Origin of the sequence: Natrinema pellirubrum DSM 15624 (assembly GCF_000230735.2) — an archaeon.
Taxonomy (GTDB): Archaea; Halobacteriota; Halobacteria; order Halobacteriales; family Natrialbaceae; genus Natrinema; species Natrinema pellirubrum.
The window spans coordinates 2,069,239-2,087,773 of record NC_019962.1; the positions used below are offsets into that span (position 1 = coordinate 2,069,239).

An 18,535-nucleotide genomic window follows, 5' to 3' on the forward strand; every position below is an offset into this window, starting at 1 on the left:
TACGATCAAAAACGAGGGATAGTTAGCAGAATCCGCCTTCTTCACAGAGGTTTTCGTGTTGAAGACTATCGCTAACGGTACAATCGTTCGGGACTGCAACATGAGCGCAGACTATCGTCGCTACAACACCACAGCCTATTCCGGCTAGAGGCGTCCCAACAAAGCTGACCCCTGCACAGATAAGCCCCGTATTGGCGCTACATCCAACCCGACACAGTTCCCTCATTATCGTTGTACACTGACCACAACTAACACCGTTCCGGCCTTGAGGAGTTACAACCCCATCACGATCGCTAGAAGAGGTGGTAATCCTACCATTTTCTAATGTGGCTTCGGTAACTGTCTTCTTTATCTCACCGTTCTGTAGCCGGATTTCAGTTATTTCGTATGTCTCGTCGGCTATCGACTCCGACATTAACGCTTTAGAGTATGTAACAGATCCATTTTCAAGAGTAAATGTGAGATCGGCATCGACCGTCGAATCAGAAGAATCTAATGGAAATGAGATTATTGTTCCTGTTCTATCTTCCGTGGATTCACCATCCGTTATTTTATAGACGGATGGTTCGTCTAGAATGTCGATCCAATCTTGATTGTCAAAGTACTCCTCATAGGTCAGATACTCGTTTGATTGGCGAACCCTAGACACGAGACTTGTTTTATTATGCCTGCCTATTTCTTCTATTTCACCGGTTCGACTGCCTACAGAACCACTACCGATACCACTGAACGTTCCTATAGCAACTGAACTCATTGTAGTACTTTTCAACACTTTCCGACGAGTAAGCGGCGACCTGTTTCTGTTGTCTTCCGACATACAAATACCAATTATATTGTCCACTATTTATATCCAATGGATAGTCGAACTATTGATTTAATAATCTGGTTTCTTGGTTTCAACCCTTCTCTATTTAGTTTCGAAATTACGATGGACCCCATTCACAACTCGAGGGACACATTTACCATGCTCGTGCTAACCTTCTGTCGGGCGAAGAAATCTCCTCAAATTACTAGTTATTTCCGTCAAATTGGAAAACTCGCTCTGCGGTCGTATTCCGAGTCGGCGACTCGGACTGGCCGCTTACTCCTCGTCGTCGTCCTCGAAGTCGACGTCCTCGAAGTCCGCATCGACGAACTCCTCGTCCTCGCCGCCGGCAGCGCCGGCTTCGGGGCCGGGGTTCGGACCGCCGCCCATGCCGCCCATTCCGGCACCGCCGGCACCTGCAGCGCCGCCTGCCGCACCGCCAGCGCCGCCAGCTGCACCGGCACCGGCCTCCTGCTGGTAGATCTGCTTGCCGATCTCCTGCAGCTCCTCGCTCAGGGATTCGGTTGCGGACTCGATGTCGTCGGCGTCGGCTTCGTTGTCGTCGATCGTCTCCTCGAGATCCTCGATCGCGCCCTCGATGTCGGCGCGGAGATCGTCGTCGACCTGCTCGTCGTTCTCCTCGAGCAGCGTTTCCGCGCGCTGGATCGTCGCCTCGGCGGCGTTACGCGCTTCGATGCGCTCGCGCTTTTGCTGGTCTTCCTCGGCGTGTTTCTCGGCCTCTTCTTGCATCTTCTCGATCTGTTCGTCGGAGAGACCGGCACCGCCCTCGATGGTGATCTCTTCGGTGGTCCCGCTGCCCTTGTCCTCGGCGGAGACGTTGACGATGCCGTTCTCGTCGATGGAGAACGTGACCTCGATCTGGGGCGTTCCGGCGGGGGCCGGCGGGATGCCGGTCAGGTGGAACTCACCGAGCATCTCGTTCTCCTCGGCCAGTTCGCGCTCGCCCTGGAAGACCCGGACCTGAACCGTCGTCTGGTTGTCCGCCGCGGTGGTGAAGATCTTCGACTCCTCGGTCGGAATCGTCGTGTTCTTTTCGATGAGACGCTCGAAGAGGCCGCCCTTGACCTCGATCCCCAGCGAGAGCGGGGTCACGTCCAGCAGGACGATGTCGTCGACCTCGCCGCCAAGCACGCCGCCCTGGATCGCCGCGCCCAGCGAGACGGCCTCGTCGGGGTTGACGTTCTTCTGGGGCTCCTTGCCGGTCAGTTCTTCGACCTTCTCGCCGACCTGGGGCATCCGCGTCGAACCGCCGACGAGCAGCACCTCGTCGATCTCGTCTTTCTCGTAGCCGGCGTCCTTGAGGGCCTGCTCGGTCGGCTCGACGGTCCGCTCGATGAGGTCGCTGGTCAGCGACTCGAACTTCGCACGGGTCAGCGACTCCTCGAGGTGGATCGGGCCGTCGTCGGTCGCCGTAATGAAGGGCAGGTTGATCTCGGTCTCCTTGCGCGAGGAGAGTTCGATCTTGGCCTCCTCGGCGGCGTCTTTCAGCCGCTGGAGGGCCTGTCGGTCGTCGCGGAGGTCGATCCCGTGTTCCGCCTCGAACTCCTCGGCGAGCCAGTCGATGATGGCCTCGTCCCAGTCGTCGCCCCCGAGGTCGTTGTCACCGTTGGTCGCGACGACCTCGTAGACGCCGCCGCCGAGATCGAGAATGGAAACGTCGAACGTCCCGCCACCGAGGTCGTAGACGAGGACGGTCTGGTCCTGATCGTCCTCGAGGCCGTAGGCCATCGAAGCGGCCGTCGGCTCGTTGATGATGCGCTCGACCTCGAAGCCGGCGATCTCGCCGGCGTCTTTGGTCGCCTGGCGCTGTCGGTCCGAGAAGTACGCGGGGACCGTGATGACGGCCTTCTCGACTTCGTCACCGAGATAGTCCTCGGCGTCGCGTTTGATCTTCTGGAGGATCATCGCCGAGATCTCCTCGGGCGTATACTCCTCGTCGTCGATCTCGACGGTGTAGTCTTCCTCGCCGATGTGGCGCTTGATCGACTGGATCGTCTTTTCGGGGTTCTGGACGGCCTGGTTCTTGGCCGGCTTCCCGACGAGTCGCTCGTCGTCGGAGAAGGCGACGACGGAGGGGGTGGTCCGTTCGCCTTCGGAGTTGACGATGATCTCCGGATCGCCGCCTTCCATCACCGCGAACGCGCTGTTCGTCGTGCCGAGGTCGATTCCGAGAATTTTGTTGCTCGCCATCGTGGAGGGGTATTGTGCGCACTTTGTTTTAAAGGTTACTAGCCGGGCTCGAAACCCGAATAAAAGCCCGATACGAGGGAGTAGCGGCTCGCTCGCGGCAGTTGGATCTCAGTAAAAACGGGCGGGGAGATCGGTCGATCGGCCCGCCGTGTCGGACCGGTGGTCGACTGTGAACCGGTCAGTTGCGTCGTCGAGACGGACAGAACGGCGATACTCTGAGAGAACGGCTATTCGTCGTCGGCGACTTCGCCGCCGAGTTCGATCGCCTCTGCGTCCTCTTCGCCGTCGTCGGCCGCCCCGTCGTCGGATTCGGCCGACTCCTCCTCGGTCCCGGACTCGCCGTCGTCGGCGCTCGAGCCGTCAGCGTCGCCGTCCGCATCGGCGCTCGAGTCCTCATCGTCGGCGAACTCCCCGTTCGAGACCGTGACCTGTGCGTTCTGGATGACCTTGTCGCCCATCTCGTAGCCGGGCGTGTAGACGTCGGCGACGGTTCCCTCGGGCTGGTCGCTGTCGACCTGCATCATGACCTCGTGGCGCTGGGGATCGGTCGCGGTGCCAGGCTCGGGATCGATCTCGGTGACGTTCTCGTCCTCGAGGATGCGGTCGAACTCCTTGAGCGTCATCTCGACGCCCTCTTGCAGACTCTCGACGTCGTCGCTGTCCTCCTCGAGGGCGCGTTTGAGGTTGTCCCGGACGGTGATGAGCCGCTCGACGAGGTCCTCCGTCGCGCGGTCTTTGATCTGCTGTTGGCGCTTCTTGGCGCGTTTCTTGTAGTTCTGGAAGTCGGCCTGCTTGCGCTTGAGCCGGCTTTTCAAGTCCTCGACTTCCGCCTCGTATTCCTCGAGTCGGTCGTCGCGGGCCTCGAGTTCGTCCTGCAGGTCGCCGATGGTCTCGGCCTGTGACTCGACGCGTTGCTCGAGGTCCTCGAGTTCCTCGCGCTGGTGGCTGACGGTCCCGTTCAGATCGCGGGCCTCCTCGACGATCGAGTTGATCTGACGGGCGAGTTCGTCGTCGTACTCGGTGACCCGATCGAGGAGTCGCTGGATGTCCTCGCTGGTTTCGGGTGCGTCAGTCTCAGCCGCGGCAGGGGCCGACTCGCTCTCGGTCGCGTCCCCGTCGGCGTCGGTCGTCGCCTCGCTCTCGTCGTCAGTTCCCGCGGGTTCCGCGTCCGACTCCTCGACGTCGGGAGCCGGCTCTGATTCCCCATCCGTCGAGACATCGGGGTCCGCCGCGGCCGTCTCGCCGTCGTCGGATTCCTCCTCGGACGGGACACCCGGGGCGGACGTCTCCGTGCCCTCGTCTTCGCTCATATGGCTGTCAACGAACAGCGGTAATAAAAGGGTTGAGGTACCCGTGTCGGAGCCGCCGGCATCGCTGTGCCCATCTAGTCGCCCAGACCGCCCCATCTCCAGATTTGCCGTCCCGAGTACCCGACCGTATATGTGTATCTACCCCCGACTGGGACGCGTGACGCGGAGCCCGAACGACGAGCCGACCTCGATCGAATGCCGGTACGAGGACGGGACGGTTCGGATCGACGGCCTCGAGACGGCACCGCTCTCGCCGTCGTCGCTCCGGGAGTCGGTCCCCGAACTCGAGGCCGATTCCCGAACCGGCTGCTGGCGCGTCCCTGCCTACCGCTACGCCGAACTGCGGGCGGCGCTGTGGCGGGCCGACGCCGCGGTCGAGGACCGCGTCCTCGATCTCGAGTCCGTCGCCAGCCTCACATCGGCCTACGAACTTCGGCCGTATCAGGAACGGGCGCTCGAGGCGTGGCTCGGGACCGACCGGTGGGCCGACGCGCCCGGGCCGGAGTCGCCCGCTCGAGCGCCCGCCGGCGTCCTCGAACTGCCGACCGGCAGCGGCAAGACCGTCATCGCCCTGAAGGCGATCGAGCGGCTCTCGGTCCCGACGCTGATCGTCGTCCCGACGATCGACCTCCTCGAGCAGTGGGAGCGAGAACTCAAGCGGGAGTTCGACACGCCGATCGGGCGCTTCGGCGGCGGCGAGCAACGACTCGAGCCGATCACCGTCTCGACGTACGATTCGGCATATCTGAAGGCCGATTCGGTGGGAGACCGGTTCGGATTCGCCGTCTTCGACGAGGCCCACCACCTCGGCGGCGAGGGGTACCGCGAGATCGCACGCTTGCTCGCCGCCCCCGCACGCGTGGGCCTGACCGCGACCTTCGAGCGCCCCGACGGTGCCCACGAGGTCGTCGAAGCCCTCGTCGGGCCGCTCGTCCACCAGGTCGGCGTGGACGACCTCGCCGGCGACCACCTCGCGGCCTACGACCTCAAGCGCCTCAAGGTGTCGCTGACCCCCGAGGAGCGCGAGGAATACGAACGAAACCAGGAGACGTTCACCGGCTATCTCGCGAGATCGAACATCGAGATGCGAAGCGGCTCGGATTACCAGGAACTGGTCAAGCGGTCGGGATCGGACCCCGAGGCCCGCGAGGCGCTGCTCGCGCGCCAGCGCGCACGGGAGATCATGTTTGGTAGCGAGGCGAAACTCGAGGCGCTGTCGGGGATCCTCGACGACCACCGGGACGATCGGGTCATCGTCTTTACCGCCCACAACGACCTCGCGTACGACGTCAGCGAGCGGTTCCTGATTCCGACGATCACCCACCGGACCGGGACAGCGGAGCGTCGCGAGATCCTAGAGCGGTTCCGCGATGGGAGCTATACCCGGATCGCGACCTCGAACGTCCTCGACGAGGGCGTCGACGTCCCCGACGCGAACGTCGCGGTCGTCCTCTCGGGCAGCGGTAGCGAACGGGAGTTCGTCCAGCGACTCGGGCGGATCCTCCGACCGAAGGCCGACGGCGGCCGGGCGGTCCTCTACGAGGTCATCACAGCCGATACCGGCGAGCAACGGATCGCCGCCCGACGGCGGGAGTAACGCGCCGAAGGGGCCCCACAGCGGGTCGTCACCGATCGAATCGAGCGACTCCGACCGACCTTGGAGTCCACGTCGACCCACGCTCGAGGCGGCACAGTCCCGCGATCCGGCCCGTGTGGTCTTGTCGCGTCGCTTCAGTGGGTAACGTCTACGTTCCACTCCCCGCCGAGGTCCCCCCGCTCGGTCGTCTCGAACGAGCCGTCCTCGAAGCGCGTCACGCGGCCGGTCTCCTCGCTTAGCGTCAGCGTCGACACCACGTTCGGCCGCCGGGAGGTATCCAGTGCGCTCATGTGACGCGACCCCATCCAGTCCTCGTAGCCGGGGTCGTCCGGGTCCCCCGCCCCGCACTCGAGTTCGTCGGGTGAGAGGTCGGTAAACCGGACCAGTTGTTCCTGAACGACGCCGTCGACGCTGACGACGACGGCCCCGTCGCGGGTCCTCGCGACCTCCCGGGCCGTCTCGTAGAAGGCGTCGGGATCGAGACGGACGTCGTGACAGCGGTCCGTCGGCCACGTGTTGTCGCCCATCGGGTACGCGAAGTCCGCGACCGACGGCCCGATGACGACGGCGACGTACATCCCGGGACCTTTGACGTACTGTTCGTCCCACCGATCGAAGTCGATGCTGAGCGACTCGAGGGTGTGTTCCAGGCAGTCGACCAGTTCCCGAACCCCGTCGTGGGTCTCGTACGCGATCCGGAGCGACGAATCGTCCATACCGGAGGGTGGAACCGAACCGCCGTAATATCAGTGGCTGAGCCCCGTCGGCGAGGGCGATCGCCGGGTCTTCGTCCGGGCCACTTTTGCCGGTGCCGCGCCGACATCGGACGAATGCTGACGAAGGACTTGCTGCGCGTCTCGCGGGCCGGCGGCGGCTACCACCCGCAGTTCGCCGGCCGCGACCAACGCCCGCTCGCGGCCAGGGTGATCGGCACCTATCAGGGCCACGTCGGCGAACCCCGTGGCGAACTCGAGGCCGCGCTGACGGAGTTGGAGCGCGGGACACCACGCGTCCCGGACGGCTCGAGCGGGGTGCCGCGAGAGCGCGGGGCCGACGACTTCAAACTCGTCCGCGGGCTCTCGGCGCTGCTCGAGCGCGAGGCGACGTTCGAGACCGACGCGGCGATCGACCCCGAACGGGCTCGCCGGGCGGCCTTCGAGGCCGCCGAGGCGGTCGGCGTCGTCACCGAGGACGAGCGGGCGATGGCGCTGATCCGGGCGGGCGAGTCGCTCGACGTTTCGGCCGACGACCTCGAGACCGCCCTCTACGCCGACCTCGAGGAGCGACAGGTCCTGACCGCGGTCGAGTCGCGCTGGGACCCCGACGGACTGCTCGCCCAGTACAACCTCTCGCTGGCCCAGACGGCGCTGTTCGACGCGACCGAAGTCCGTGTCCGCTCGAGTGATCCGAAGGCGCTGATCTCGGCGATCAAGCGCCTGCGACTGCTGTACGAGATTCGCCGACTCGAGGAGGAACCGACGCCGAGCGGCGGGGTTTCGGAGACGGACCTCGCGGACGGGATCGCCGAGCGGGAGGTCGTCGTGACCGGCCCGACCCGGCTCTTCCGGGCGACGCGGCGGTACGGCACCCGCTTTGCCCGGCTGCTGCGGACCGTCGCGTCGGCCGAGCGGTGGTCGCTCGAGGCGACGATCGACGACCGCGGGACCGAGCGGACGCTCTCGCTCTCCCACGATGATCCCGTTCGGGTGCCCGACGCCGAACCGGTCGCGGACGTCTCGTTCGACAGCGGCGTCGAGGCGGACTTCGCCGCCCGCTTTACGAACCTGGATCTGGACTGGGACCTCGTGCGCGAGCCCGAGCCGCTCGCGACGGGGACGCGGGTGATGATCCCGGACTTTGCGTTCGACTACGCCTACGGCGACTTCCGGCTCTACTTCGAGATCATGGGGTTTTGGACCCCCGAGTACGTCGAGAAGAAACTCTCGCAACTGGCCGACCTCGAGGACGTGGACATGCTCGTGGCCGTCGACGAGTCGCTTGGCGTCGGCGAGGAGATCGCGGCCCGCGACCACCGGGCGATCCCCTACTCGGGAACGGTCCGGGTCAAAGACGTCGCCGACGTCCTCCGGGAGTACGAACGCCAGCTGGTCGCCGAAAGCGCTGCCGCCCTGCCCGACGAACTCCGGCCCGACGAGGACGCGATCGCGCTCGAGGGGCTGGCCGAGCGCCACGGCGTCAGCGAGGACGCCCTTGCGGACGTCTCCGTCCCGGACCACGAGCGCGTCGGCCGAACGCTCGTCCGGCCGGCCGTCCTCGAGTCACTAGCCGACGCGATCGAGGCGGGGATGGCCCTCGAGGACGCCGAGGCGGTCCTCGAGGAGTACGGGATCGCCGACGCGAGCGCCGCCCTCTCGCGGCTGGGGTATCGCGTCGAGTGGGACGGGTTGGCCGGCGGGACGCTCGTCGAGCGCTGACGGCTCCCGCCGGATGACAACGCCCCGGCCAAGTTACAAGTGCCCGCGCCGATAGCTCGGCCATGAACGTCCTCGTCGTCGGCGGTGGTGGGACGATCGGCAGCACCGTCGCGTACACGCTGGCGGTACAGCGTCCGGAGACGACCGTCACGCTTGCGGATCCCCAGACGGCCGTCACGACCGGCCATGCGATCGATCTGCGCCACGCGCAGTGTCACGTCGCCACCGCGGCGGGGCGCCCGTCGTTCGGCGACGACCCGCCCGGCACCGTCACCGCGATCGATCCGAGCGCGTCCCCGGGCCCCGATCCGATCGACGCGGCCGACGCGATCGTCGTCACCGCAAGCGCCGCGCGCGACCCCGACAGCTTCGAACGGGGCGGTCGACTGTCGAACCTCGAGCAAAACCTCGAGATCGCCGCCGACATCGGCGAGTGGTTCGGCGAGGCCGACCCGACGCCGACGGTCGTGGCGGCCAACCCGACCGATCGGATCACCTACCGCCTGTGGGAGGCAAGCGGCTGGCCCCGCGAGCGGTTCCTCGGCTACTCCCTGTCGGAGACGGCCCGCATCGCGGACGAACTGGCCCGCCGGTTCGACACCTCGCCCGCCGCCGTCTCCTGTCCGGTCCTCGGCGAACACGGCGAACACATGGTCCCCGCGTTCTCGCGGGCGACCGTCGACGGTGAGCCGATCGATCTCTCGGCGACCGAGCGCGAGGCCGTCCTCGAGTACGTCCGCGACGTTCCCTACGACGTCATCGAGCGGCGGGGTCCAGAGGACTCCTCGCGGTGGGTCACGAGCCGCGGCGTCGCCACGATCGTCGCTCGACTGGCCGACGGCGGAACCGACGAACCGGTCTGTCTCTCGACCCCGCTTTCCGGCGAGTACGGGCTCGAAGGCGTCAGCGTGAGCGTCCCGGTCCGGCTCGACGCCGGCGGCGTCGGCGAGATCGTCGAGTGGGACCTGGCCCCGAACGAGCGGGACGGACTCGAGCGTGCTGCCGCCGCCGTTCGGCGCTCGCTGGCGTGATCCGGGCCGAAACCAACGTCTGTAGTGGACACCCTTAACCACCGGACCGCACTATTCCGAGACAGTCACGTGTCCCATCAGTCTTCCACGGAATCGATTTCCCTCCTCCTCGTCGAAGACAACCCCGGCGACGTGCGGTTGATCGAGGAGGCGTTCAACACGGCGTCGTTCGATGTCAGCTTGCACACGGAGGCCGACGGCGACGCCGCCCTCGAGTTCCTTCACGAACGGGCGGCGAGCGAGGACGGCCCCGAAGTGGACCTGATGTTGCTCGATCTGAACCTGCCCAGGACCGGCGGGTTCGAGGTCCTCGAGACGATCAAGGACGACCCGAAACTCGCGTCGCTGCCGGTGTTGGTCCTGACGAGTTCGGAAGCGACCGAGGACATCGTCCGGAGCTACGAACTGTGTGCGAACGCCTACCTGACGAAACCGACCGATCCCGACGAGTTCGCCGACATCGGCCGTGCGGTCGAGGCGTTCTGGGTCGAGGAAGCGACGCTGCCGCCGGTTCCCGGGTGAGGACACGGAACGGTAACGCCGTCGGAGACGGACTGCCAGAACGTTTTTGCTCCCGTACTGCTACACCTCGGACGTTCTCATGGAGCGTCGATGCCGGTGAACCCGATCGGACTCGGCTACGTGAGCGTCTTCCTCGTGACCGGGCTCGTCTGTCTGGGTGCGGTCCCGCGAGCGCGAACGGTCGGCGACGAAGCGGTCCGACGGGGGCTCGTCGGATTGCTGGTGACGACCGGTATCTGGGCGCTGCTCAAGAGCGCGTTCTTCGTGCTTCCGGACCCGTTCCGCGAGCCGTCGTATATCGTCGGCCTCGCCGTCGGCTTCTCCACGGTCTGGGCGTGGCTCTATTTCTGTTCCGCTTACACGGGGCGGGACTACCACCGCAACACCGCGTTGCGACGGCTCAGTGCGGGCGTCTTCCTCGGGGTCGTCGCGGTCAAACTCACCAACCCGCTGCACGGGCTCTACTTCACCGCCACGGAACGGACGACGCCGTTCGTCCATCTCGCGATCGAACACCAGTCTCTCCACTGGGCCGCGACCGGACTGTCCTACGCGCTCGCAGCGACCGGGCTGTTCATGCTGTTCGAACGCTACCTCGAGTCGGAGTACGACACCCGTCCGCTCGCCGTTCTGACGGTACTGATCGGTCTCCCGGTCGTCTTCGATATGGTCGCACTCGCGATCCCGCAACTGATCGAGGCCATTTACGCGCCGATCGGCGTCGCCGCCTTCGTCGTCGGCGTCCTGTTCGTCTTCGAGCGGCGATTCCTCGCGGCCCAGTATACCGGCTCGGACGACGATGCGATGATCGTCCTCGACGACGACGGCCGGATCCGCGACTACTCCGCCGCTGCGACGGCCGCGTTCCCAGATCTCGAGGGGGCCGACGGCGAGCGGCTGTCAACCACCCTCCCGTCGGTGGCCGCCGTCGCGGAGAGCGACGAGCAACTCCTGAAGCGCAAGGAGGGTACCCAACGACGGTATTACCTGGTCTCGAACAGTTCGGTCACGCTCGGTAAAACAGCCAGTCGCGTCCTCGGGATCACCGACGTGACACAGGCGGAGCGACGCCGGCGCGAACTCGAGCGACACAACGACCAGCTCGAGGGGATTGCCGGCGCTCTCGCCCACGAACTGCGCAACATGCTGCAGATAATCGATGGTCGATTGGGGATCGCACGCCGACGGCTCTCGGCCGGAACGACCGAACGCGAGTCCGTCGACGCGGCCCTGGAGGCCAACGATCGGCTGTCCGAACTGGTGGAGGACTTCACGACGCTGACCAAGCACGGACAGACGGTCGAACGGCTCGAGACGGTCGACTTCGGAGCGGAGATCAGGGGCGTCTGGGCGACCGAAGCGACGGGTGATCTGGAGTTGACCGTCGACACCGACGGATGCCTCGAGGCGGATCCCCAGCGGTTTCGCGAACTCGTGCGCGACGCGATCGCCTTCGCGCAACTCAACGAGGCGCAGACGGTGACCGTCGCGCTCCGCGAGAACGGGTTCACCATCACCGACGACGGACGGCCGCCGATGGATTCCGTCGACAGGTACTTCGAGTTCGGGGAGTCGGTCCCCGACGCCGAGTCGGGAATGAAACTCCCGAAGCTCCGGTCGTTCGTCCGGGTACACGGCTGGCGCGTCGACATCGACACCGAGTACCGGGACGGGATTCGACTCGTCGTCTCCGACGTCGCCACGACCGTTGCGGAACCGCAGCCGCGTGACGCATAGCTCCGTCGTCGCCGAGACCGATCCCGACTGCGGCCGCGGATCGACCCGCCCGGCGCCTACGGCTCGAGGTCGCGTTGACGCCCCTTCGGTACCATCGAGCGGAGTTCGCCGTGGACGTAGAGGCCGACGCCGATCGGCTCGCGTTCGCCCCGGTCGACGGTTTCACCGTCTCCCCCCGGTTGGCCCGTCGGCCCGACCCCGACGTCGTGGGCGGCGATCAGATAGCCCCAGTCGCCGTCCCACCGCTCGATCTCCTGATCCTCCCCCGCGGCGAACCGGCGAGCCTCCGCGGGCGCTAAGTCGATCACGCAGTCGGTCGCCGCGCGGCCGAACCGCTGGACGAAGTCGGTCGTGGGCTTCCAGTGTTCCTGGCGGGTGCGGAGACAGGTCATGCCGATGGCCTCGATCTCGAGCGGCGTCGACGCCTCGCCGCCGTAGAGCCAGATCTTGCCCGCGCCTTTCTCCCAGAACGTGTAGTCGTCGAAGGTCTCCGGCGGGATCCCGAACCGGTCGGCGAAGTAGTCGACGACCTCCTCGCGAGTTGCGCGGCCCTCGACGCTCCGCTCGTCGGCCGTGGCCGGCAGCCGATCGAACCGCTGGCCGTCGTTGTCGGGGCTCATGCGGTTACCTCCAGTTTCGCGACGAAGAAGCCGCCGGTGTCGTTGTGATGCGGGTAGATCCGGGCCGCCTTCTCGAGGCTCGAGTCGAACGACCGACCGTCCCACTCGGTCAGGCCGGGAGCGTGTTCGAGGCCGAGATCGAAGTCGACGACGCGACAGTCCTCCTCGTCCATGGCGTGTTGCACGACGGCTTCGTTCTCCTCGGGGGCGAACGTACAGGTCGAGTAGACGACCGTCCCGCCCTCGCGGGTGGCCTGGATCGCCCGACGGATGATCCCCTTCTGAATCCCTGCGACCGAGGAGATGTGGCCCTCAGACCAGTTGTCCAGCGCGTCGGGGTTCTTGCGGATCGTCCCCTCACAGGAACAGGGCGCGTCGACGAGGGTCCGGTCGAACTCGTCGAAGTCGAATCGGGACAGCGAGTAGTTCCGGGCGTCGGCGTTGGTCACCGCGAGGCTGGTCGCACCCAGCCGTTCGGCGTTAAAGCGCAGCGCCGAGATCCGCCCGAGGTTGTTGTCGTTCGCGACGACGGTTCCCCGGTCGTCCATCAGCGCAGCGATCTGGGTCGCCTTCCCACCCGGTGCGGCACAGCAGTCCCAGACCCGCTCGCCGGGTTCGGGATCGAGGACGACCGGCGGCACCGCCGAGACCTCCTCCTGCCCGTGGGTAAAGCCGTGAAACGAGGCCCACGTCGAGCCCGGCGAGTCGGTCTCGAGGTCCAGTACCCGGGGGTTCCAGTCGGCCTGTTCGTACGCGAGTCCCTCCGCCTCGAGGGTCGCGAGGGCCCGGTCGACCGAGGCCTTGATCGTGTTTACGCGGACGGCGTTGCCAAGCGGCCGCCGACAGGCCGCCAGGAAGTCCTCGAAGTCGTCGATGATCGGTCGATACCGCTCGAGTGGCTCCATCGACTGCGGGTTCGCGCGACTGGCGTTTGTGGGTTTCGAAGCGGCCGGCCCGACCGGCTCAGTCCCGGAACGGCGGGACCAGTTCGAACGCCACCCCGGCGACCGCGACGCTGGCGACGAGCGCGGCGACGGCAACCGCCGTCGATCCGTCGACGAGAAGGCCCCGCACGCCGACGGCCAGAAACAGCAGCGAGAATCCCAGCAGCGAGAGGGTCCCGACGGCGTCGAAGATCGCGTCCGCGACTGCGGAGCGGCCGATCGCGTCGCGGTCCCGCCGTGTCTTCCTCGACTCCGGATCGGTCGTCGTCATCGTTGGACGAACCATCGGCGGCGATCGATATAAATCCTCGGGCGACGGGGACGAATCCGGCGACGGTATCGGCACACCCTGCCCCCGATTTTAAGCCGGTGACGTCCGTCGGTCCGAGCATGGCAGGAATCCGCGTCCACGGCGAATCGGTCGCGCTCGAGGATCCAACGCTCGTCGAAGGGTTTCCGGGCGTCGGTCTCGTGGGCAAGATCGCGACCGACCACCTCATCGAGCAACTGGAAATGGAGTACTACGCGAGCGTCGGCTGCGAGGGATTGCCGCGGATCGGCGTCTACCGCGAGGGTGATCGGACCGCTCGACCGCCGGTCCGGCTCTACGCCGACGAGGAACACGATCTGCTGGCGCTGCGAAGCGACGCGCCGATCAGCGCCAAGGCCGTCGAGACCGTCGCGGACTGTCTGACCGGCTGGATCGTCGAGCAGGAGGCGACGCCGCTGTATCTCAGCGGCCTCCCCGCGGAGCGCGAGGACGGCGAACGGCCCGATCTCTACGGGATCGCGACCGGGGACGCCGGGGAGCGACTCGAGGACACTGACGTGGCGACCCCACCGGAGGACGGCGTCATCACCGGGCCGACGGGCGCGTTGATCAACCGCGCCGCCCACGAGGACTACGGCAGCCTCGGCTTCGTCGTCGAGTGCAACCACCGGTTCCCCGACCCCGAGGCCGCGAGCGTCCTGCTTGAGGACGCCATCGCCCCCGTCGCCGGCCTCGATATCGACGTGAGCGAACTGGTCGACCGCGCCGAGGAGATCCGGGCGAAACGGGAGCAGTTGGCCCAACAGATGCAGGCGATCGCACAGGAGGAGAGTTCGCAGGCCCAGCCGTTGCGGATGTATCAGTAGCGTCGATCGCCGACCGAGGCGGAGAGACGGCTCAGTCGTGGGACATGCCACCACGTCTGCCGGGTGAGAGACCGAATCGCCTTTGGCTCTTCAGCCGAACTAACTAGTAATGAGAGTCGCACAGCTCGGGTCGGGAGAGCCGGAGATCGCAGTCGTCGCAGGCGTTCACGGGGACGAACCCTGTGGCGTCCGGGCCGTCGAACGGCTGCTCGACGAGCGCCCGACCGTCGAACGGCCCGTCAAGCTCATCGTCGCCAACGAGGAAGCGCTCGAGCGACGGGTTCGATTCATCGACGAGGATCTCAACCGTGCGTTCCCCGGCGATCCGGACGCGACGACCCACGAGGGCCGCCTCGCAACCGAACTGGTCGACGAACTCGAGGGTTGTCTAACCTTCTCGATGCACTCGACCCAGAGCCACGCCGAACCGTTCGCCGTCGTCAACGGCGTCAGCGAGACGGCCGAGGAGATCGTGCCACAGCTGCCCGTGACGGCAATGGTCGAGACGAGCAACTTCGCGGAGGGGCGACTGTTCGCCGAGATCGACACGGTCGAGGTCGAGTGTGGGCTCCAGGGCTCGGAGACGGCCGCCGAGAACGCCGACCGGCTGACGCGGGCGTTTCTGACCGCCGTCGGCGTGTTACCCGGCGATACGGTCCGACGCGACCTCCCGATCTACCGGCTCACGGACGTCATCAGCAAGGAACAGGCCGATTCCTACGAGGTGTTCGTCGAGAACTTCACCGAGGTCGAGGCCGGCGATTCCTTCGCCGCCGCCGACGGCGACGAGCAGGTCGCCGACGAGTCGTTCTATCCCGTCTTAATGTCCCCGAACGGCTACCGGGACGTCTTCGGCTACGCCGCCGAGAAACTCGACGTCCTCGAGACGCCGGCGTCGGCCGACTAGATCGCCCGGGTTCCCTGTGCCAACGGTGTGTCCGGCCGGCGGTCGCGACCGACCGGCGTGAGTGCCGATGACGCAAGGCATATCCCCCTTACCGCCCTACGGACGAGTATGGAGTTCCCACCGAACCAGGGTCTCGATCAGGACGAAGTCGACGAACAGGTCGCCGAGGCGCTCGAGGAAAACGAGGTCGTCCTCTTCATGAAAGGGACCGAACTGATGCCCCAGTGTGGCTACTCCCGCAAGGCGCTTGGCCTGATCGACCAGCACCGCGACGAGTTCGAGACCGTCGACGTCCTCGACTCGCTCGACGAGTACCGACAGGCACTCTCGGAACACAGCGGCTGGGAGACGATCCCCCAGACGTTCGTCGACGGCGAGTTCGTCGGCGGCTCCGACGTCCTCGAGGAACTCGAGGAACGGGACGAACTCGCGGAGACGCTCGAGACCGCGTAGGGCCGGCCCACTGGCGTGACCCATATACTCGAGTTGATATCTCACGCATTTAATAGCAGCTCATATAAGTCACGCCCTCGTAGTAACAGATCACGACTATCGCCGTACACACCTTCCCACAATGTCAACAGAGGAATCCAGACACGTATATCGGCTGCATTCGACCCTTGAACTGCCCCTCGAAGACCTTCGAGAACACATCGACGAGGCGAGATATCCCGACGGGATCGACGACGTCGAGATCACGCGACGCAACAACACGCTGATCCTCAAGGCCGTCGCCGAGGATCAGTCGGTCAGCAAGTACACGCCGACGGCCCAGCTCAAAGCCAGCGTCACCGAAAACCGGGTCTACGAGGAAGACCCCGACGAGCGGCGACAGAAGTCGTTCAGCTGGGACGAGGAAGAGGAAGAGGAGATCGAGTCGGAACTCGTCGAGTTCGCCGCGTTCAAAGGCGACCGCGAGACGGTCCTCCAGAACTCGCTGTTGCAATACGAGATGTTCCTCGTCCTCTGTGAGATCGCCGAGGCCGCCGAGAAGGGGACACTGACGGCCATCTCGGAACGCGACGGCGACCTCGATGCGACCCGGATCGTCGACGGCGAACCCCGCCCCGCGGACATCGAAGTCGTCGAGGGGCCCCGCGACACCGGCTCGGGGCAAGGCGGCGTCAACTGGCGGGACAACAAGTTCATCACGGACTGAACTCGGTTCGACCCGACAGAGCGGAGCCGTTGGTCGGTCCGTTCTCTTCGCCGGAAACCCGAAGTGGCAACTGTAACGGCTACACGCACCGTACGGATGCGACGAATCAGGTCTCGGCGTCGGTCGCGCTGATCTCGAGGTCGATTGAGTCCCCGTCAGAGACCGTCCCGGGAATCTGGCTCGTTCCGTACCCGGCATCGAGTGCGAGCCCCAATTCCGCCGACTCTTCTTGCGAGAGAAGCACGTGATTTTCGGGTTCGTCGAGCCGATCAATCGCTTCGGGACCGTCGAAGCCGCCGTCAGGAAAGAGAACGACGCCGCCGGTCGGAGAAACCGTCGCGGACAACTCGATCTCGTTGGCCGACTGATTCTCCGCCTTGATGAGTTTGGGAAACCCGGTAACGGACCCGTCGTTTACACCTAGTCCCGGATCGGAAGTACCGTTATCGACCTCGGTGATCTCGACGGTGATCGTCCCGTCGCTCTCGCCCGTGACGAACCCGCCGTCGTCTCCGGAGCCAGGTGCGAGCCGCAACAGCGCCGCGTCGTCGACTGCGGTCGACACGGTGACACCGCGCTCGGCTTCAGTCCGGCTGAACGCACCGGTCCCGAAGGCCACCCCACCACCGGCGGTGAGAGCCCCCAACCCAACCAGAACCGTTCGTCGTTTCATTCGGTGGTCACTCTCGAGCGCTCCTATCAATCTTTAATACTATAGATACATAACCGTTCTGTATCGACCGAAAAACGGCTCGCGAGCACGAACGGACAGCCGAAAATAGCCTCGCATGAACCGACTCGTCTCCGCGTTCGGTCTCCTGTTGATCGTTCTCGGCGTCGCTCTCGGCAGCGTTCAACTCGGTGCGTTCGATCAGGTCGTCGCCGAACGGGACGCCTCCGTGAGCGTCGCCGGAGAGGACGAGGCATATCTCTCGATACAGGATGAGTACCGTGGGCGCACTGTGCGGAACTATCTTTGTATCTTCCTCTGTTTTTCATACGACGGACCCCGGACAGTCGCTACCCTCGAGAACAGGTACGTCACCGACTACTCTCCCCTCAATGTCGAAGTCGACACCGTCGGAGGTGCGTCTGACGACACTCTCGAGGTTAGCCAAGCACCAACAACATTGTCCGAAGGGGAGGCCCGCAATGTCGTGGTCTCGTGTTCGGGGACCACTACGGCCGACGGAACGGGTGACGTCACGCTTCTCGTCGACGTTTCCGAGCCGGTCTACATCCACCAGAAAACAACGATTCAGGACGTGTCGTACGACTGTGCCGCCGGCTATTAGGCGAGCCGGTCCTCCCACTCCTCGGCGGTCATCGATTCGCCGGTGACGCCATCCGGTCCCTGTGCCGCGAGCAGCGCGGCCGCGTCGTCCATCACGTCGGGCTGGAGGATCTCCCCGCGCTCGTCGTCGGGCAGGTGTTCCCAGATCCGCGTGTTGACGCGGCCGCCGGGGTCGATCGCGTTGACGTTGATTCCCTCGTCCTCAACCTCGAGCGCGACGGCCTGGGTAAAGCCCTCGAGCCCCCACTTCGAGGTGATGTAGGCCGCGGCGTCGGGGATCGCGTACCGGCCCAGCCCCGAGGAGACGTTGACGACGTTGCCCGAGTTCTGGTCGGCCTCGAGCATCGTCTCGAGGACGCGCTTCGTAAACAGATAGACGCCCTTGACGTTGACATCCATAATCGTATCCCACTCCTCCTCGTCGGTCTCGACGAGCGAGCGGCGCTCCTCGCCGAAGCTGAGCCCGGAGACACCGGCGTTGTTGATGAGCGTGTCGACGCGCCCGAACCGCTCGAGGGTCGCCTCGACGACGCGGTCGACGTCGTCGGCCTCGCGGACGTCCGCCGGGACGACCAGCGTCTCGCCGGCCGCCTCGTCGGCGACGGTCTCGAGTTCGTCCTCGCTGCGAGCCGTGAGGACGACGTTCGCGCCCCGTTCGGAGAGGGCAAGCGCCATCGAGCGTCCGAGTCCCTTGCTCGCACCGGTGACGATGATCGTCTCGTCGTTGAGTGTGGTCATCTGACCGATCAGTTACGGGCCCATCGAGTAATACGTTCGCCCGTGGCGGGTCGAACCGGCCGCGGCGAGCGAGTCGCGGTTCGGTCGT

At 65.4% G+C, this 18,535-nt stretch carries 19 protein-coding genes; 10 read left to right on the forward strand and 9 right to left on the reverse strand.

The window, feature by feature from the left end:
• Positions 1 to 22 precede the first annotated feature (22 nt).
• From NATPE_RS21400 to grpE, 3 genes are all read right to left on the reverse strand, one after another.
• A complete protein-coding gene (locus NATPE_RS21400; protein ID WP_015299009.1) occupies positions 23 to 817 on the reverse strand; it encodes a halocin C8-like domain-containing protein in 795 nt (264 codons plus the stop codon).
• A gap of 264 nt (positions 818 to 1,081) precedes the next feature.
• Positions 1,082 to 3,016: a molecular chaperone DnaK gene (gene dnaK / locus NATPE_RS09945; RefSeq protein ID WP_015299010.1), complete on the reverse strand. Its 1,935-nt coding sequence runs from the start codon at positions 3,014 to 3,016 to the stop codon at positions 1,082 to 1,084.
• 227 nt (positions 3,017 to 3,243) lie between these two features.
• A complete protein-coding gene (gene grpE, locus NATPE_RS09950) occupies positions 3,244 to 4,326 on the reverse strand; it encodes a nucleotide exchange factor GrpE (RefSeq protein WP_006180595.1) in 1,083 nt (360 codons plus the stop codon).
• Positions 4,327 to 4,456: 130 nt separating this feature from the next.
• Between grpE and NATPE_RS09955 the strand changes: the two genes are divergently transcribed.
• Positions 4,457 to 5,923: a DEAD/DEAH box helicase gene (locus NATPE_RS09955; protein WP_006180594.1), complete on the forward strand. Its 1,467-nt coding sequence runs from the start codon at positions 4,457 to 4,459 to the stop codon at positions 5,921 to 5,923.
• A gap of 134 nt (positions 5,924 to 6,057) precedes the next feature.
• Here the strand turns inward: NATPE_RS09955 and NATPE_RS09960 are convergent, their stop codons facing one another.
• Positions 6,058 to 6,639: a hypothetical protein gene (locus NATPE_RS09960; protein WP_006180593.1), complete on the reverse strand. Its 582-nt coding sequence runs from the start codon at positions 6,637 to 6,639 to the stop codon at positions 6,058 to 6,060.
• A gap of 114 nt (positions 6,640 to 6,753) precedes the next feature.
• Here NATPE_RS09960 and NATPE_RS09965 point away from each other — a divergent pair, with 114 nt between their 5' ends.
• From NATPE_RS09965 to NATPE_RS09980, 4 genes are all read left to right on the forward strand, one after another.
• Positions 6,754 to 8,358 carry a DUF790 family protein gene (locus NATPE_RS09965; protein ID WP_006180592.1) on the forward strand — a complete coding sequence of 535 codons (1,605 nt, stop codon included), beginning with the start codon at positions 6,754 to 6,756 and terminating at the stop codon, positions 8,356 to 8,358.
• A gap of 62 nt (positions 8,359 to 8,420) precedes the next feature.
• Positions 8,421 to 9,389: a malate dehydrogenase gene (locus NATPE_RS09970; protein WP_006180591.1), complete on the forward strand. Its 969-nt coding sequence runs from the start codon at positions 8,421 to 8,423 to the stop codon at positions 9,387 to 9,389.
• A gap of 69 nt (positions 9,390 to 9,458) precedes the next feature.
• Positions 9,459 to 9,911, forward strand: coding sequence for a response regulator (locus tag NATPE_RS09975; RefSeq protein ID WP_006180590.1), 453 nt, complete (start codon positions 9,459 to 9,461; stop codon positions 9,909 to 9,911).
• 90 nt (positions 9,912 to 10,001) lie between these two features.
• The gene (locus tag NATPE_RS09980; RefSeq protein WP_006180589.1) at positions 10,002 to 11,648 is read left to right on the forward strand and encodes a sensor histidine kinase; all 1,647 of its coding nucleotides are present in this window, start codon (positions 10,002 to 10,004) and stop codon (positions 11,646 to 11,648) included.
• A 56-nt stretch (positions 11,649 to 11,704) separates the two neighbouring features.
• Here the strand turns inward: NATPE_RS09980 and NATPE_RS09985 are convergent, their stop codons facing one another.
• The 3 genes from NATPE_RS09985 to NATPE_RS09995 are packed head-to-tail and all read right to left on the reverse strand — an operon-like array spanning position 11,705 to position 13,483.
• The gene (locus tag NATPE_RS09985) at positions 11,705 to 12,268 is read right to left on the reverse strand and encodes a DUF7122 family protein (RefSeq protein ID WP_006180587.1); all 564 of its coding nucleotides are present in this window, start codon (positions 12,266 to 12,268) and stop codon (positions 11,705 to 11,707) included.
• Positions 12,265 to 13,173, reverse strand: coding sequence for an RsmB/NOP family class I SAM-dependent RNA methyltransferase (locus NATPE_RS09990; protein ID WP_006180586.1), 909 nt, complete (start codon positions 13,171 to 13,173; stop codon positions 12,265 to 12,267). The genes NATPE_RS09985 and NATPE_RS09990 overlap by 4 nt, the downstream gene beginning before the upstream one ends.
• 58 nt (positions 13,174 to 13,231) lie before the next feature.
• Positions 13,232 to 13,483, reverse strand: coding sequence for a hypothetical protein (locus tag NATPE_RS09995; protein ID WP_241432732.1), 252 nt, complete (start codon positions 13,481 to 13,483; stop codon positions 13,232 to 13,234).
• Between the two features lie 119 nt (positions 13,484 to 13,602).
• Here NATPE_RS09995 and NATPE_RS10000 point away from each other — a divergent pair, with 119 nt between their 5' ends.
• The 4 genes from NATPE_RS10000 to NATPE_RS10015 all read left to right on the forward strand — a co-directional run bounded on the left by NATPE_RS10000 (position 13,603) and on the right by NATPE_RS10015 (position 16,415).
• The gene (locus NATPE_RS10000) at positions 13,603 to 14,349 is read left to right on the forward strand and encodes a proteasome assembly chaperone family protein (RefSeq protein ID WP_006180584.1); all 747 of its coding nucleotides are present in this window, start codon (positions 13,603 to 13,605) and stop codon (positions 14,347 to 14,349) included.
• Positions 14,350 to 14,458: 109 nt separating this feature from the next.
• Entirely contained in the window at positions 14,459 to 15,256 is a 798-nt protein-coding gene (locus NATPE_RS10005; RefSeq protein ID WP_006180583.1) for a M14 family metallopeptidase, read from the forward strand.
• 108 nt (positions 15,257 to 15,364) lie between these two features.
• On the forward strand, positions 15,365 to 15,709 hold the full coding sequence (locus NATPE_RS10010) for a glutaredoxin family protein (protein ID WP_006180581.1): 345 nt from the start codon (positions 15,365 to 15,367) through the stop codon (positions 15,707 to 15,709).
• A 121-nt stretch (positions 15,710 to 15,830) separates the two neighbouring features.
• The gene (locus NATPE_RS10015; RefSeq protein ID WP_006180580.1) at positions 15,831 to 16,415 is read left to right on the forward strand and encodes a DUF7110 family protein; all 585 of its coding nucleotides are present in this window, start codon (positions 15,831 to 15,833) and stop codon (positions 16,413 to 16,415) included.
• A gap of 106 nt (positions 16,416 to 16,521) precedes the next feature.
• Here the strand turns inward: NATPE_RS10015 and NATPE_RS10020 are convergent, their stop codons facing one another.
• Positions 16,522 to 17,088, reverse strand: a complete 567-nt coding sequence (locus tag NATPE_RS10020; protein WP_015299012.1) for a hypothetical protein — start codon at positions 17,086 to 17,088, stop codon at positions 16,522 to 16,524.
• A 148-nt stretch (positions 17,089 to 17,236) separates the two neighbouring features.
• Between NATPE_RS10020 and NATPE_RS10025 the strand changes: the two genes are divergently transcribed.
• A complete protein-coding gene (locus NATPE_RS10025; protein WP_244880093.1) occupies positions 17,237 to 17,710 on the forward strand; it encodes a hypothetical protein in 474 nt (157 codons plus the stop codon).
• Here the strand turns inward: NATPE_RS10025 and NATPE_RS10030 are convergent.
• A complete protein-coding gene (locus NATPE_RS10030) occupies positions 17,707 to 18,447 on the reverse strand; it encodes an SDR family NAD(P)-dependent oxidoreductase (RefSeq protein WP_006180577.1) in 741 nt (246 codons plus the stop codon). The genes NATPE_RS10025 and NATPE_RS10030 overlap by 4 nt on opposite strands.
• Between the last annotated feature and the right edge of the window lie 88 nt (positions 18,448 to 18,535).